Source organism: Arthrobacter sp. MDT2-16, assembly GCF_054510925.1.
Genome location: NZ_JBTNDP010000002.1, coordinates 289,330 through 303,974, shown reverse-complemented (window position 1 = coordinate 303,974; position 14,645 = coordinate 289,330). Strand labels below are relative to the sequence as shown.

Below are 14,645 nucleotides of genomic sequence, written 5' to 3'. Positions count from 1 at the left end.
CTCAGGGCTCGGAGATGAGCGTGGCGCTCGGCCGCTCGAGCGATGGGGCCAGGGCCCTGATGACGATCGCGGCGCCGATCAGGGTGGTCCCCATCGGGATCAGCGCCCAGCGGACGAGCGTCATGACGATGTCCACGAGCCCGACGCCGATGGCTGCCGACGGCCCTGCTGATGCGGCGAGCAGACCGATCAGGTGCGGGAGCAGCACGAGGACGAAACCGCCCGCGATGACCAGCGTGATACCCCAACGGACACATCGTCGCGCTGTTGATTCCATGGTTCCCCCCGATGACGGACGACTGCGTGTCCGTGCAGTGTAATCGCGGCCGGGCGCCGACCGACGATTCCCGCGCCGCCGCTCGGGTTCCGGCCCCGCCGACCCCTCCTGGTCGCTGCTGCGTCAGGGTCGACAGCCGGCCCGGACGCCCGCGGCCCATGATCGCCGCCCCCTCGCTACAGTGGCTCCATGACCCCGACACCGCCCGCCACGCTCGGCGCCCCCGTGAATCCCGCCCCTCCTGCCCTGCGTGCGATCGTCACCGGGGCCAGCTCCGGGATCGGCGCAGCGACGGTGCGCGCCCTGCGCCGCGACGGGTGGGACGTCGTCGCCGCGGCCCGTCGCCTGGACCGCCTCACGGCGCTCGCGGACGAGACGGGCGCGACGCCGGTGGCCCTGGACGTCACCGACCAGGCGTCGGTGGACGCCTTCGCCGCCGAGGTCACGGCGGCAGGCCCGGTCCACGCCCTCGTCAACAACGCCGGCGGTGCCTTCGGCGCGGACCGCGTGGCGGACGCGGTCACGGCGGACTGGGAGTGGATGTACAACGTGAACGTGCTCGGCTCGATGCGCATGACGCGCGCCCTGCTGCCCGCACTGCGCGACGGCGGCCAGGGCAGTGTGCTGTTCCTGACCTCCACCGCCGCGCTCGCGGCCTACGAGGGCGGGGCCGGGTACTGCGGGGTGAAGGCGGCGCAGGAGTCGATGGCACGCTCGCTCCGGCTCGAGGAGGCCGAGAACAACATCCGGGTGATCGAGGTGTCCCCGGGCATGGTGCATACGGAGGAGTTCTCGCTCAACCGCCTCGGCGGGGACCAGGGGGCGGCCGACAGGATCTACGAGGGCGTCGGACACCCGCTGACCGCCGACGACGTCGCCGGCGCCGTGGCCTTCACCCTCAATGCGCCGCACCACCTGAACATCGACCAGCTCGTGCTGCGTCCGCTCGCGCAGGCCGCGAACCACAAGGTCCTGCGCGGCTGACACCCCGCTCGGATACGAGGGCGGAGCCTCAGGCCCGGGCCGTCACGCCGAGCCGTACGGAGTAGTTGTCCATGGTGCCGGGCAGCGGGTTGCCCGGATCGAGCGCCTGGCCCTCCTCGATGCGGAAGTCGTGCCCGTCGACCAGCGAGGCCAGGGCGGCGCTGGTCAGGAGCAGCACCAGCTGCTTCCCGGGGCAGACCACCGGTCCGCCGCTGAAGGGCACGAGCGGCCAGCCGTCGTCCTCGTCCGTCAGCCAGCGCTCCGGGGCGAAGTTGTGGGCGCTGCGCAGCGAGCGCTCGTCGCGGTGGAAGTACGGCGCGTAGATCAGGATCCCGCAGTCGGCCGGCATGAGTCCCTGCGCCCACTGGACGGGCTGCGTGGTCTGGCGGAGGATCATCGGGGTGGTCGGCCACAGGCGCAGCGCCTCGAGGACGCTCGCGCGCAGGTAGGGGAGGTGGCGCCGCCCCGAGGTGTCGGCGTCGATCTCGCGCCGCGCCGCCGCCATGGCCTCGGGGTGGGTCGCGAAGACGGTCAGGGCGCGGAAGACCGCCATCCCGGCGGGGTCGAAGGCGAACAGCCACTGCGGCACCTGGTGCGCGGGCTCGGCGTCGTCGCCCTTGGGGGCCGCCGCCATCACGGAGGCGAGGCTCCCCGGCTCGGCGTTCGCGAGTTCGTCGCTGATGCCCTTCAGGAACCGGGCCCGCGTCTTCCTCCGTACGGGCTTGAGGAAGGACCAGTTCCCGTCCTTGCGCAGCCGGATGATCATGGCCGTGAGGTTCTTGTCATCGCGGGCGTGGTCGCCGAAGACCACCCGCCGGACCACGCGGTACCAGGCGTCGAGGAAGTCGCCCCACGGGAGGGACCCGGTGCGCATCGCCTCGTCCAGCAGCCCCTGCATCTCCTCCTCCACCACGGGGACGAACGTGGCCGCCAGGTGGTGCACGGGGTGGTCCGTGTCGAGCACCTGCTCCTGGAGCGCGCGGCGCACCGTGCGGACGGGTCCCCGCGAGATCAGGGAGTTGTAGGGCTGGAAATGCGAGAGCGCGGCCTTCTTCTCGCTGCTGGCGGGGGAGAACGGCTCTGGCGAGCGCGCCAGCACGGTGTTCGCGTCCCCGGGGGCGAGCACCATCGCCTGCTTACGCACCGGCAGTTTCAGCATCAGGGGACCGTCGGGGTACCGGGCGTGTACCTTCTTGACGATGCCCACGGCCCTCGTGTCCAGATCCAGGCGCGCGGTCAGGCCCACCGCCCACGGCCGTCGGATGATGGGTCCCTTGGCGACGGTGGGCAGGAAGACGCCCATCAGCAGCCGCGCGGTGTCGAGCGCGGACGCGGTGGGGAGGCCGGTGGTGGGCATGCGGTATCCATCCTGTTGCGGTCGGGGACCCCTCCAGCCTGCCAAGCCCACGCCGCGACCACAACGCATTTCCGTACCGGTCACGGGCCCCGGTTCTGTGCAGCGGCGCTTTCGACAACGAATTGACCGCGGCGCTAGACTTGGCGTACAGGCTTCGACCCGGCGATCACCGGTGAGCCTCCGGAAGAAAGGCCGGCCTTCGCGGCGGCCCGTAGAACCGGACGGGACGGCCCGTCACAGCCGGGAAACGAGCGGCGGCCCCGCCCGCAGTGCCCGCGAGACGCGGCACGGCGGACGACGGCGGCAAGTGAGGTGGTACCGCGGGTCCAGTCCCCGGCAACCGGTCAGGCAACCGGTGGCAGGCGGAACGGATGCCCGTCCTCACGGCAGGATTCCTGCTCCACCCGACGCCGCCGTACACAGGATGAGAACCATGCCGCAGATCTACCCCAAAGCAGTGTCGCCCGACGATGCCGGTACCCCGGCCACGGGGACCAGTGCCTCCCCGCGCTTCCCCGAACTCGAGGAGCGCGTCCTGCGCTACTGGCAGCAGGACGGCACCTTCCAGGCGTCCATCGACAGCCGTGAGGCAGGAGCGGACGGCTCCAACGAGTTCGTGTTCTACGACGGTCCGCCGTTCGCCAACGGGCTGCCCCACTACGGGCACCTGCTCACCGGGTACGCCAAGGATCTCGTGGGGCGCTACCAGACGCAGCGCGGCCACCGGGTGGAGCGGCGCTTCGGCTGGGACACGCACGGGCTGCCCGCGGAGCTCGAGGCGATGAAGCAGCTCGGCATGACCGACAAGCAGCAGATCCTCGCCATGGGCATCGACAAGTTCAACGACGCCTCCCGCGCCTCCGTCATGAAGTACGCGGGGGAGTGGCGCGACTACGTCACCCGCCAGGCACGCTGGGTGGACTTCGACAACGACTACAAGACCCTCAACCCCGAGTACATGGAGTCCGTGCTCTGGGCCTTCAAGACCCTGCACGAGAAGGGCCTCACCTACAGCGGCTACCGCGTACTCCCGTACTGCTGGAACGACGAGACGCCGCTGTCCAACCACGAGCTGCGCATGGACGAGGACGTCTACCAGGACCGCCAGGACCAGACCGTCACGGTGACCTTCCCGATCCTCGCCGGCACCACGGGGCTGTCGAAGGAGCTCGCCGGCGTGCAGGCCCTCGCCTGGACGACCACGCCCTGGACCCTGCCCACCAACGCGGCGCTCGCGGTGGGGCCGGACATCACGTACGTGGTGGTGGAGGGCGAGCGTGACGGCGAGGCCGGCCGCTATCTCCTCGCGGAGGACCTGCTCGGCAACTACGCCAAGGACCTCGGCTTCGCCGACGCCGCAGCCGCCCGCGACGCCGTCACCTCCCGGCATCGCGGCTCCGAGCTGGAGGGCCTCACCTACGAGCCCCTGTGGGACTACCTCGCCGATCCCGAGGAGGGCGGGTACCGCAACGGGTTCCGGATCCTCGTGGCCGACTACGTCACGACGACGGACGGTACCGGGCTCGTGCACCAGGCACCGGCCTACGGCGAGGAGGACCAGAAGGTCTGCGAGGACGCCGGCATCCAGGTGATCCTCTCCGTCGACGAGGGCGCGAAGTTCCTGCCCCTGTTCGGTGCAGGGCCGCTCGCGGAGATCGTGGGCCTGCAGGTCTTCGACGCGAACCGGCACATCACCCGTGCGCTGAAGTCGGCGGGGCGCCTCGTGCGCCAGGCCAGCTACGTGCACAGCTACCCGCACTGCTGGCGGTGCCGCAACCCCCTCATCTACCGCGCCGTCTCCTCCTGGTACGTGGAGGTCACCAAGATCCGCGACCGCATGGTCGAGCTGAACCAGGACATCACCTGGATCCCCGGCAACGTCAAGGACGGCCAGTTCGGCAAGTGGCTCTCCAACGCACGCGACTGGTCCATCAGCCGCAACCGCTTCTGGGGCAGCCCCATCCCCGTGTGGGAGTCGGACGACCCCGAGTACCCGCGCACCGACGTGTACGGGTCGCTGGCCGAGCTGCAGGCCGACTTCGGACGCCTGCCCCTGAACAAGCAGGGCGAGGTGGACCTCCACCGGCCCTTCATCGACGAGCTCACACGCCCCAACCCGGACGACCCGACCGGGCGCTCCACCATGCGGCGGGTCGAGGACGTCCTCGACGTCTGGTTCGACTCCGGGTCCATGCCCTACGGCCAGGTGCACTACCCGTTCGAGAACGGGCAGTGGTTCGACACGCACAACCCGGCTGACTTCATCGTCGAGTACATCGGGCAGACCCGCGGCTGGTTCTACATGCTGCACATCCTGTCCACGGCCCTGTTCGACAGGCCCGCGTTCCGCAACGTCATCAGCCACGGGATCGTGCTCGGCTCCGACGGGCAGAAGATGTCCAAGAGCCTGCGCAACTACCCGGACGTCTCCGAGGTGTTCGACCGCGACGGCTCCGACGCGATGCGCTGGTTCCTCATGGCCTCCCCGATCCTCCGGGGCGGGAACCTCGTGGTGACCGAGCAGGGCATCCGGGACGGTGTCCGCCAGGTCATCCTGCCGCTGTGGAACGTCTGGCACTTCTTCAGCCTGTACACCAATGCGGCGAACGGCGGCGCGGGCTACGAGGCGAAGACCGTCACCCCGGAGGCGGCCGGGCAGCTGGCGGAGCCGATCGACCGCTACATCCTCGCGAACACCGGCAACCTGGTCCGGGACCTCACGGAGGCCCTGGACGCGTTCACCATCAGCGACGCGTGCGAGTCCCTGCGCCGCTACCTGGACACACTGACCAACTGGTACGTCCGGCGCAGCCGTCAGCGGTTCTTCGACGAGGACACCGACGCGTTCGACGTGCTCTACACCTGCCTCGAGGCGGTGTGCCGGGTCGCGGCCCCGCTGCTGCCCCTCGTCACCGAGGAGATCTGGCGCGGCCTCACCGGGGGCCGCTCCGTCCACCTCACCGACTGGCCCGACACGGCGTCGTTCCCGGCCGCCCCCGAGCTCGTGGAGCAGATGGACCGCACCCGGCAGATCTGCTCCGTGGGCTCCAGCCTGCGCAAGGCGGCGAACCTCCGGGTGCGCCTGCCCCTGCGCGAGCTGACCGTCGTCGCCCCCGGCGTCCAGGGCCTGTCCGGCCAGTTCCAGGCGATCATCGCCGACGAGCTGAACCTCAAGGGCGTCCGCCTCATCGATTCCGCCGACGCCGAGCCGGCCGAGTTCGGCATCACGCAGCGCCTCGTCGTGGATGCCCGCGCGGCCGGTCCGCGCCTCGGCAAGAACGTGCAGGCCGCCATCAAGGCCGCGAAGTCCGGGGACTGGTCGGTGGACGACGACGGTGGCGTCACCGCGGGCGGCCTCGCCCTCGAGCCGCACGAGTACACCCTGGACACCGTGGTGGAGGGCAACGACGCCGCGTCGAAGGCCGTCACCGTGCTGCCGGGCGGCGGGTTCCTCGTCCTCGACACCGAGGTCACCGCCGAACTCGCGGCCGAGGGCACCGCACGGGATGCCATCCGCGCCGTCCAGCAGGCGCGCCGGGATGCCGGCCTCGAGATCAGCGACCGCATCGTCACCACCATCCGTGTCGCCCCCCACCAGGTCGCCGCGCTCGAGGCGAACGCCGACCTGATCGGCGCGGAGACCCTGACCGTGGAGCTGCGCATCACCGCGGGCGAGGATGCGGACAGCGACTTCACCATCACCGTCGGAAAGCAGGAGCAGCAGCATGGATGAGATCAACGGCACCGGGGAAGCAGCAGCCGGTTCCGGGCTCGATGCCTTCTCGGTCGAGAGCGTGTACGCCGAGCTCCTCAGCCGCGCCCCGGAGAACAGGATGGAGCCGCGTATGGCCCCCCTGCACCGGGCCATGGAGATCCTCGGGGAACCGAACCGGGCGTTCCCGATCATCCACATCACCGGCACCAACGGCAAGACGTCAACGGCCCGGATGATCGAGAGCATCCTGCTGGCGCACGACCTGCGCACGGGCCGGTTCACGAGCCCGCACCTCTCGCGTGTGACCGAGCGGATCAGCATCGACGGCGAGCCCGTCGCGGACGAGACCTTCGTCCGCGTCTGGGACGAGATCAAGCCCTACCTCGACATCGTCGACGGCGAGCTCCTCGTCGCCGGTGAACCGCGCCTGACCTACTTCGAGTGCGTCACGATCCTCGCGTTCGCGATCTTCGCGGACGAGCCGATCGACGTCGGCGTGATCGAGGTAGGACTCGGGGGCATCACCGACGCCACGAACGTCGGCGACGGACAGGTGGCGGTCGTCACGCCCATCTCCCTCGACCACACCGAGCTCCTCGGTGACACCGAGGAGGACATCGCCCTGGAGAAGGCCGGCATCATCAAGCCCGGCGCCTTCCTCGTCAGTGCCATCCAGCCCCGCGACGCCGCGCAGGTGCTCCTGGAGCGGGCCCGCGAGGTCGGTGCGGAGTTCCGTTTCGAGGGCGTCGAGTTCGGGGTGGAGTCCCGCACGGTCGCCGTCGGCGGTCAGGTGGTGTCCATCACCGGCCTCGCGGGCCGCTACGGGGAGCTGCTGGTGCCCCTGCACGGGGAGCATCAGGCGGAGAACGCGGCCGTGGCCGTCGCCGCCGTCGAGGCGTTCCTCGGCGCGGGAGAGCGGGAACTGCAGACGGACCTCGTGCGCAACGGCCTGCGGGCCGTGACGTCCCCGGGCCGCCTCGAGGTGGTGCGCACCGCACCGAGCATCATCGTGGACGCCGCCCACAATCCAGCGGGCGCCCGCGCGGCCGCGAAGGGCGTCAGCGAGGCCTTCGACTTCAGCCGACTCGTGCTGGTGATCGGGGTCCTCGAGGACAAGGACGCCGCCGGGATCCTCGCCGAGCTCCACGAGGAGCTCGGCGGCATCCTAGAGGACGTCTGCCTGACCCAGTCCACCTCGCCCCGCTCCGTCCCCGCAGCCGACCTCCTGCAGGCCGCCCTTTCGGCGGGGTTCGCGGAGGAGAACATCAACATCGCCCCCGGCCTGGACGACGCCCTCGAGTGGGCCGTGATGAAAGCCGAGGAGAACAACGACCTCGCGGGAGGCGTCCTCGTGACCGGCTCCATCACCGTGGTCGGGGAAGCCCGCACGCTCCTAGGGAAGTAGGCAGAGCATGGCACGCATGACCAGGGCGCAGCGCGAGTGGCGGCCCGGGATGCCGAAGAAGCGCCGGTCCACGAAGATCCTGTTCGCCTCGACGGTCCTCGTGCTCGAGGGCTTCGTGGTCCTGTTCGCGACCCTCGCCGTCTTCGGGCTGCGCCGCGACGAGATCTCGCCCGCCGTCATCCTGACCTCCGGACTGATCCTCAGCGTCGTCCTCATCCTCACCTGCGCCGTCCTGACGAAGCGGTGGGGGATCGCGCTGGGGTGGATCCTGCAGCTCGTGATCATCGCGGGCGGGTTCCTCGAGCCGGCGATGTTCCTCGTCGGGACCGTCTTCGCCGTGACGTGGCTCTACGGCCTCCGCCAGGGCGCCCGGGTGGACCGCGAGAACGTGGAGCGGGACCGTCTGCAGGCGGAATGGGAGAAGGCGAACCCCGAGTAGCGGCGCCTTTAGTAGAGTCGGACGTGGAATCCATTCTCCGCGCCGTCCCGGACGGCGCCCACCCCAGGAGTACATCATGAGCGTCGAGCGCACCCTTGTCCTCGTCAAGCCCGACGGCGTGGCCCGCGGCCTGACCGGCACCATCCTGTCCCGCATCGAGGCGAAGGGCTACACCATCGCCGAACTCAAGCAGGTCCACGCGAGCCGGGAGCTGCTCGAGGAGCACTACTCGGAGCACGTCGGCAAGCCCTTCTTCGAGCCGCTCGTCGAGTTCATGCTCAGCGGGCCGATCGTCGCCGCGGTCTTCGAGGGCCAGCGCATCATCGAGGGCTTCCGCTCGCTCGCGGGCGCCACGGAGCCGACGACGGCGGCGCCGGGCACGATCCGCGGCGACTTCGGCCGTGACTGGGGTGTCAAGGTCCAGCAGAACCTCGTGCACGGATCGGATTCCGCGGAGTCCGCCGAGCGCGAGATCGGTATCTGGTTCGCCTGATCCCAGCGGGGTACGGTTGCTCCGCGTCGTGTGCCCGGGGCAACCGCCTTGGTAGGTTAGGGCGATGATGACCTACCAAAGACTGGGTTCCTCCGGGCTCAGCGTCTCCACCGTCGGGCTCGGCTGCAACAACCTGGGCAGGGCCGGCACCACCTCCGAATCCCAGGAGGGCACCGACGCCGTGGTGCATGCCGCGCTCGACGCCGGCATCACCCTCTTCGACGTCGCCGACATGTACGGCAAGGCACCCGGTGTCAGCGAGGTGCAGCTGGGCAAGGCGCTCGGCAGCCGTCGCGACGACGTGGTCCTCGCGACGAAGTTCGGTCTCGACATGAGCGGCGTCAACGGTCCCGACTGGGGCGCGCGGGGTTCCCGCCGCTACATCGTCCGCGCCGCCGAGGCGTCGCTGCGGCGGCTGGGGACGGACTGGATCGACCTTTACCAGTACCACGCACCGGACGCCCTGACGCCCATCGAGGAGACACTCGCGGCCCTGGACGACCTCGTGAGGAGTGGCAAGGTCCGCTACCTCGGGCACTCCAACTTCGCCGGCTGGCAGATCGCGGAGGCCGAGTTCACCGCGCGGAGCGGCGGCTACACGCCGTTCATCTCCGCCCAGAACCCCTACAGCCTGCTGGACCGGCACCTGGAGCGCGAGGTGGTCCCCGCGGTCGAGGCCTACGGGATCGGCGTCCTGCCGTACTTCCCGCTCGCCAACGGCCTCCTCACCGGCAAGTACCGCCGCGACGAGGTCCCCGCCGGCAGCCGTTTGACCCATTCGCGGAAGAACGTGCTGGAGACCGCGGACTGGGACCAGCTCGAGGCGTTCTCCGCATTCGCCCGTGAGCGAGACCTGACCGAGGTGCAGGTGGCGTTCTCCTGGCTCGCGGCCCAGCCCTCGGTCGGCTCCGTGATCGCCGGTGCCACCTCACCGGAGCAGGTGCGCCAGAACGCGCAGGCCGCCGCGTGGACGCCGTCGCACGAGGACCTCGCGGAACTCGACCGGATCTTCCCCCGGCCTGCTGCCTGAATCCGGACGCCGCACGGGAAAGGCCCCGACCGATCGGTCGGGGCCTTTCCCGTGCTGTGCGGTGCGCTGGATCAGCCCCGGTGGAACGTCTTCCCGAGGACGCGCTCGGACGCCCCGACGCGGTCGAGGTAGGGCGTGATGCCGCCGAGGTGCATGGGCCAGCCCGCCCCCATGATCATGCACAGGTCGATGTCCTCGGGAGCCGCGACGACCCCCTCGTCCAGCATGCGCCCGATCTCGTCCGCGAGGGCGTCCTGCGTGCGGCGCAGCACCTCGTCGGCGGTCGACGGCGTGCTCCCACGCTCCATCAGCGCGAGGGTCTGCTCGGGGACGGTCTCCGTGCCGTCGTCCTGCTTCTCCCACAGGCCCTTGACGCCGGCGTCGATCAGCTTCTGCTGGTTCGCCGAGACGTGGAAGCGGTTCCCGAACGCGGTGTGCAGCGACTCCTGCACGTGCTGGCCGACGGGCAGGCCCACCAGGGCGAGGAGCCTGAAGGGCGTCATGGGCAGTCCCATGGGCCGCAGCGCGTTGTCGGCGGTCGCGGCGTCCGTGCCCTCGTCGAACACGGCCGTGATCTCACCGAACATGCGGCCGAGGATGCGGTTCACCACGAAGGCGGGAGCGTCCTGCACCAGGACGGCATTCTTCTTCAGGCCCTTCGCGAGGACGAAGGCCGTGGCGAGCACGGTGTCGTCCGTCGTGGGCGCGCGGACCACCTCGAGCAACGGCATGGCGGCCACGGGGTTGAAGAAGTGGAAGCCGACCACGCGCTCAGGGTGCACCAGGTCCGCGGCCATCTGGGCCACGGACAGCGAGGACGTGTTCGTCGCGAGGACGCATTCGGGCGACACGACGGCCTCGACCTCCGCGAAGACCTGCTTCTTGACCGACAACTCCTCGAAGACGGCTTCGATCACGAAATCGGCGTCGGCGAACACATCCTTGGAGACGGACCCGGTGACGAGCGCCTTCGTCCGGTTCGCGGCGTCCTGCGACAGGCGCTTCCTGCCCAGCATCTTGTCGATCTCGGCGTGCACGTACGCGACGCCCTTGTCCACGCGAGCCTGGTCGATATCCGTCATGACCACCGGCACCTTGAGCTGGCGGGCGAACAGCAGGGCGAGCTGGCTCGCCATGAGCCCGGCGCCCACCACGCCGACCTTCGAAACCGGGCGGGCGAGCTTCCGGTCGGGAGCCCCTGCCGGACGCTTGCCGCGCTTCTGCACGAGGTCGAGGAAGGCGTACACGGTGGCGTGGAACTCGGGTGTCTGCATCAGTTCGGCCAGGGCCGCGCACTCGGCAGCGGCGGATTCCTCCTGCGTCCAGGTCAGGCCCGCCTCGAGGAGGTCCAGGACCCGCGAGGGTGCGGGAGCGGCGTTACCGGTCTTCGCCTCGACGAAGGCGCGTCCGGCGGCGACGGCGCCGGTCCATGCGGCGTCGTCGTAGTGTGCGAGTTCACTGCGCCGCCGTGCGACGACGTCGGCCTCACCGTCCCTGAGCACGCGGGCGGCCCAGAGGAGGGACTGCTCCACGAAGTCGGCGGGCTCGAACAGTGCGTCGGCGATGCCCAGCTGGTGGGCGGAGCTGCCGTCCAGGCTGCGGTTGTTGCTGAGGGGGTTCTCGATCATGACCTTGACGGCGTTCGCGGGCCCGATCAGGCGCGGGAGGCGGTAGACACCGCCCCAGCCCGGCACGAGGCCGATGAAGGCCTCGGGCAGTCCGATGCCGTTGGCGCCCGAGGACACGGTGCGGTAGTTCGCCGCGAGGGCGATCTCGAGTCCGCCGCCGAGCGCGACGCCGTTGATGAAGGCGAAGCTCGGTACGCCCATGTCGGCGAGGAGGTCGTACGCCTCGTGCCCGAGTTCGGCCATGAGGCGTCCGAGGTGCTCCGACTTCACGCTCTTGACCGTGCTGAGGTCCGCGCCGGCCACGAGGAAGTAGGGCTTGCCGGTCACGGCGACGGCGGCGATCTCGCCGCGCGCGGCGCGGTCCTTCAGACTCTCGAGGGTGCGGCCGAACTCGATCAGGGTGTTCGGTCCCAGGGTGGTGGGCTTGGCGTGGTCGAGGTCGTTGTCGAGCGTCACGAGCGCGAGGACGTCGCCGCCAGGGAGCGGGATGTCCTGGACGTAGGAGTGGGTGACGATCTCGGTGGGAACCAGTGCGGCCAGTTCGTCGTAGCGTTCGAAGCTCATGCTGCATCCTGTCCGTAGTTCGCGTGGTGGGGGTTCTCCCAGATCACGGTGGCACCCATCCCGAGCCCGATGCACATGGTGGTCATGCCGTAGCGGACGGCGGGGTCCTCCTCGAACTGGCGGGCGAGCTGGTTCATGAGCCGCACGCCCGAGGAGGCGAGCGGGTGCCCGACGGCGATGGCACCGCCGTAGCGGTTCACCCGGGGATCCTCGTCGTCGATCCCGAAGTGGTCGAGGAAGCTCAGCACCTGGACGGCGAAGGCCTCGTTGATCTCGAAGAGTCCGATGTCCCCGATGTCCAGGCCCGCCTGCCGCAGGGCCTTCTCCGTGGCCGGTACCGGACCGATGCCCATGACCTCGGGCTCCACTCCGGCGAAGGCGTAGGCGACCAGGCGCATGCGTACGGGCAGTCCGAGCTCGGCGGCGGCGTCGGCCGAGGCGAGCAGGGCCGCCGTCGCGCCGTCGTTGAGGCCGGCGGCGTTGCCGGCGGTGACCCGGCCGTGGGCGCGGAAGGGTGTGCGCAGGCTTCCGAGGTCCTCGACGGTGGTGCCGGGACGGGGCGGTTCATCGACGGTGTTCAGGGTCCAGCCGGCACCCGGCTTCCTGCCGGCGACGGGCACGAGGTCGGGCTGGATGCGTCCGGCCTCGTAGGCCGCGGCGAGCTTCTGCTGGCTGCGGACGGCGTAGGCGTCCGTGCGGTCCTTGGTGATCGCAGGGAAGCGGTCGTGCAGGTTCTCGGCGGTGTTGCCCATGTTCAGGGCGGCCGGGTCCACGATGCGCTCCGACTGGAAGCGGGGGTTGGGGTCCGCGTCGGCTCCCATGGGGTGGTTCCCCATGTGCTCCACCCCGCCGGCGATGACGACGTCGTACGCGCCGAAGGCGATGCCCGACGCCGTGGTGGTCACCGCGGTCATCGCGCCGGCGCACATGCGGTCGATCGCGAAGCCGGGGACGGTCCGGGGGAGCCCGGCGAGGAGGGCGGCGGTCCGGCCGATGGTGAGTCCCTGGTCGCCCGTCTGCGTGGTCGCGGCGATGGCGACGTCGTCGACGCGCTCGGGCGGCAGCGAGGGGTTCCGGCGCAGCAGGTCGCGGATGCACTTCACCACGAGGTCGTCGGCCCGCATACCGGCGTAGATGCCCTTGTCACCCGCCTTGCCGAAGGGGGTACGTACTCCGTCGACGAAGACGACGTCGCGGACGGCGCGCGAGGCACTCCGCGTCGACGTGGTCCCGGTTTGTAGGCTCACCTGTTGCTCCTCTTCGAGATGTTGATCCGCGATTATGTTACTGGTCGGTAACATAGCGTGCAAGCGGTCGGTCCGAGGAGAGGTCGGGTCAGCCGGCGGACGCTTCCTGGTCGGCCTGCCGGCCCTTGGCAGCGAGGGGATCCGGGTCGAGGAAGGCCACCGTGATGATGGCCGCGACCTGCTCGATCTGCCACGGACGCGCGCCGAGCTCGGCCAGGGCCGCAGAGACGGACTCGAGCGAGAGGTCGGCGGGAGGCCGCCACGCGATGCGGCGCAGGTAGTCCGGGGTCAGCAGGTTCTCGACCGGCATGCCGAGCGTCTCGGCGCGGTGGGCCACCCTGGGACGCGCGGTCTGCAGGCGCGCGGCGGCCTCGGGGTCCTTCTCGGGCCAGACCCGCGGAGGTGGCGGGGCGTTCGTGGAGATGTGCAGCGGCGGGAGGTCGGTCACCTTCTTGGCCTCGCTGATGCACTTGAGCCAGCGCGGGGCCTCCTTCTGGGCCGCGCGGCCATGGAAGCCCTTCGTCGCCAGCAGCTGCGGGACCGTGGCAGGCATCGCCTTGGCGGCCGCGATGATGGCCGAGTCCGGGATGAGGCGCCCCGGCGCCACGTCGCGGCGCTGCGCGAGGTCCTCGCGCTCGGACCAGAGCTGCCGGACGGCCGCGAGCTGCCGCCGGTCCCGCAGCTGGTGCAGGCCGGAGGTGCGGCGCCACGGGTCGACGCGCGGCTCGGCCGGCGGGGTCCGGCGGATGTGTTCGAACTCCTCCTCGGCGATCGCGAGCTTCCCGTCCTGCTGCAGCAGGTCGGCCAGCTTGTCCCGCAGCTCGGTCAGGACCTCGACGTCGAGCGCGGCATAGCGGAGCCATGGCTCGGGGAGCGGGCGCTTGGACCAGTCCGCGGCCGAGTGCTCCTTGGCGAGGCTGAAGCCGAGCTGCGACTCGATCACGGCGGCGAGGCCCACGCGGGGCAGTCCCGCGAGGCGTGCGGCCAGTTCCGTGTCGAAGAGCCGGTCCGGCCACATGCCCAGTTCCGCCAGGCAGGGCAGGTCCTGGCTCGCGGCATGCAGGATCCACTCGACGCCGTCGAGGGCGTCGTCGATGCTGCGCAGGTCGTCGAACGGCTCGGGGTCGATGAGCCAGGTGCCGGCGCCCTCACGGCGGATCTGCACGAGGAACGCGCGCTGACCGTAGCGGAAGCCGGAGGCCCGTTCGGCGTCGACTCCTGCGGGCCCGGTTCCGGCGGCGAGTGCGGCCGCGGCCCGCTCGAGCCCGGCCGGGGTGTCGATGACGAAGGGGACGCCGTCGCGCGGCTCGGTCAGGAGGGGGAGGTCCTGGGGTCCGGGATCGACGGCGACGTCGGCTGCATCGGTGCTGTCCGTCTGCTCGGACGTGGAGGAAGTCATGATGGTTCCAGTTTAGCCCCGCGGGTCCCGGCACTCCGAAGCGGTTGGTGGGCGGCCGTCGTCCCTGGTCGACGGGTGCCGGCCGGCGTGTCGAGGTGCACTCCGGA

General features: G+C 70.5%; 11 protein-coding genes. 6 read left to right on the top strand and 5 right to left on the bottom strand.

Annotation, left to right across the window (positions count from 1 at the left end; translation table 11 throughout):
* Nucleotide 1 precedes the first annotated feature (1 nt).
* Nucleotides 2-277, bottom strand: coding sequence for a hypothetical protein (locus ACX80N_RS05990; RefSeq protein ID WP_459338668.1), 276 nt, complete (start codon nucleotides 275-277; stop codon nucleotides 2-4).
* 189 nt (nucleotides 278-466) lie between these two features.
* Between ACX80N_RS05990 and ACX80N_RS05985 the strand changes: the two genes are divergently transcribed.
* Nucleotides 467-1,261 carry an SDR family oxidoreductase gene (locus tag ACX80N_RS05985; protein WP_105030093.1) on the top strand — a complete coding sequence of 265 codons (795 nt, stop codon included), beginning with the start codon at nucleotides 467-469 and terminating at the stop codon, nucleotides 1,259-1,261.
* Between the two features lie 28 nt (nucleotides 1,262-1,289).
* Here the strand turns inward: ACX80N_RS05985 and ACX80N_RS05980 are convergent, their stop codons facing one another.
* A complete protein-coding gene (locus ACX80N_RS05980; RefSeq protein WP_459338667.1) occupies nucleotides 1,290-2,618 on the bottom strand; it encodes a cytochrome P450 in 1,329 nt (442 codons plus the stop codon).
* Nucleotides 2,619-3,042: 424 nt separating this feature from the next.
* Between ACX80N_RS05980 and ileS the strand changes: the two genes are divergently transcribed.
* The 5 genes from ileS to ACX80N_RS05955 all read left to right on the top strand — a co-directional run bounded on the left by ileS (nucleotide 3,043) and on the right by ACX80N_RS05955 (nucleotide 9,700).
* Nucleotides 3,043-6,351: an isoleucine--tRNA ligase gene (gene ileS / locus ACX80N_RS05975; RefSeq protein WP_459338666.1), complete on the top strand. Its 3,309-nt coding sequence runs from the start codon at nucleotides 3,043-3,045 to the stop codon at nucleotides 6,349-6,351.
* Nucleotides 6,344-7,738, top strand: a complete 1,395-nt coding sequence (locus tag ACX80N_RS05970; protein ID WP_459338665.1) for a bifunctional folylpolyglutamate synthase/dihydrofolate synthase — start codon at nucleotides 6,344-6,346, stop codon at nucleotides 7,736-7,738. The genes ileS and ACX80N_RS05970 overlap by 8 nt, the downstream gene beginning before the upstream one ends.
* 7 nt (nucleotides 7,739-7,745) lie before the next feature.
* A complete protein-coding gene (locus ACX80N_RS05965) occupies nucleotides 7,746-8,177 on the top strand; it encodes a DUF4233 domain-containing protein (protein WP_459338664.1) in 432 nt (143 codons plus the stop codon).
* Between the two features lie 76 nt (nucleotides 8,178-8,253).
* A complete protein-coding gene (gene ndk / locus ACX80N_RS05960; RefSeq protein WP_459338663.1) occupies nucleotides 8,254-8,670 on the top strand; it encodes a nucleoside-diphosphate kinase in 417 nt (138 codons plus the stop codon).
* Between the two features lie 64 nt (nucleotides 8,671-8,734).
* Nucleotides 8,735-9,700 carry an aldo/keto reductase gene (locus ACX80N_RS05955; protein ID WP_459338662.1) on the top strand — a complete coding sequence of 322 codons (966 nt, stop codon included), beginning with the start codon at nucleotides 8,735-8,737 and terminating at the stop codon, nucleotides 9,698-9,700.
* Nucleotides 9,701-9,771: 71 nt separating this feature from the next.
* On the opposite strand, the gene ACX80N_RS05950 is transcribed toward ACX80N_RS05955, so the two are convergent.
* The 3 genes from ACX80N_RS05950 to ACX80N_RS05940 all read right to left on the bottom strand — a co-directional run bounded on the left by ACX80N_RS05950 (nucleotide 9,772) and on the right by ACX80N_RS05940 (nucleotide 14,538).
* Nucleotides 9,772-11,892, bottom strand: coding sequence for a 3-hydroxyacyl-CoA dehydrogenase NAD-binding domain-containing protein (locus ACX80N_RS05950; protein WP_459338661.1), 2,121 nt, complete (start codon nucleotides 11,890-11,892; stop codon nucleotides 9,772-9,774).
* A complete protein-coding gene (locus tag ACX80N_RS05945; protein ID WP_459338660.1) occupies nucleotides 11,889-13,139 on the bottom strand; it encodes a thiolase family protein in 1,251 nt (416 codons plus the stop codon). Before ACX80N_RS05945 ends, ACX80N_RS05950 begins: the two co-directional genes overlap by 4 nt.
* Nucleotides 13,140-13,227: 88 nt before the next feature.
* Entirely contained in the window at nucleotides 13,228-14,538 is a 1,311-nt protein-coding gene (locus ACX80N_RS05940; protein ID WP_105030102.1) for an HRDC domain-containing protein, read from the bottom strand.
* Nucleotides 14,539-14,645 lie beyond the last annotated feature (107 nt).

Coding starts and splice junctions, on each gene's coding strand:
- ACX80N_RS05990 (WP_459338668.1), bottom strand. CDS start 277: ATGGAATCAACAGCGCGACGATGTGTCCGTTGGGGTATCACGCTGGTC.
- ACX80N_RS05965 (WP_459338664.1), top strand. CDS start 7,746: ATGGCACGCATGACCAGGGCGCAGCGCGAGTGGCGGCCCGGGATGCCG.
- ACX80N_RS05940 (WP_105030102.1), bottom strand. CDS start 14,538: ATGACTTCCTCCACGTCCGAGCAGACGGACAGCACCGATGCAGCCGAC.
- ACX80N_RS05985 (WP_105030093.1), top strand. CDS start 467: ATGACCCCGACACCGCCCGCCACGCTCGGCGCCCCCGTGAATCCCGCC.
- ACX80N_RS05950 (WP_459338661.1), bottom strand. CDS start 11,892: ATGAGCTTCGAACGCTACGACGAACTGGCCGCACTGGTTCCCACCGAG.
- ACX80N_RS05970 (WP_459338665.1), top strand. CDS start 6,344: ATGGATGAGATCAACGGCACCGGGGAAGCAGCAGCCGGTTCCGGGCTC.
- ndk (WP_459338663.1), top strand. CDS start 8,254: ATGAGCGTCGAGCGCACCCTTGTCCTCGTCAAGCCCGACGGCGTGGCC.
- ACX80N_RS05980 (WP_459338667.1), bottom strand. CDS start 2,618: ATGCCCACCACCGGCCTCCCCACCGCGTCCGCGCTCGACACCGCGCGG.
- ACX80N_RS05955 (WP_459338662.1), top strand. CDS start 8,735: ATGATGACCTACCAAAGACTGGGTTCCTCCGGGCTCAGCGTCTCCACC.
- ileS (WP_459338666.1), top strand. CDS start 3,043: ATGAGAACCATGCCGCAGATCTACCCCAAAGCAGTGTCGCCCGACGAT.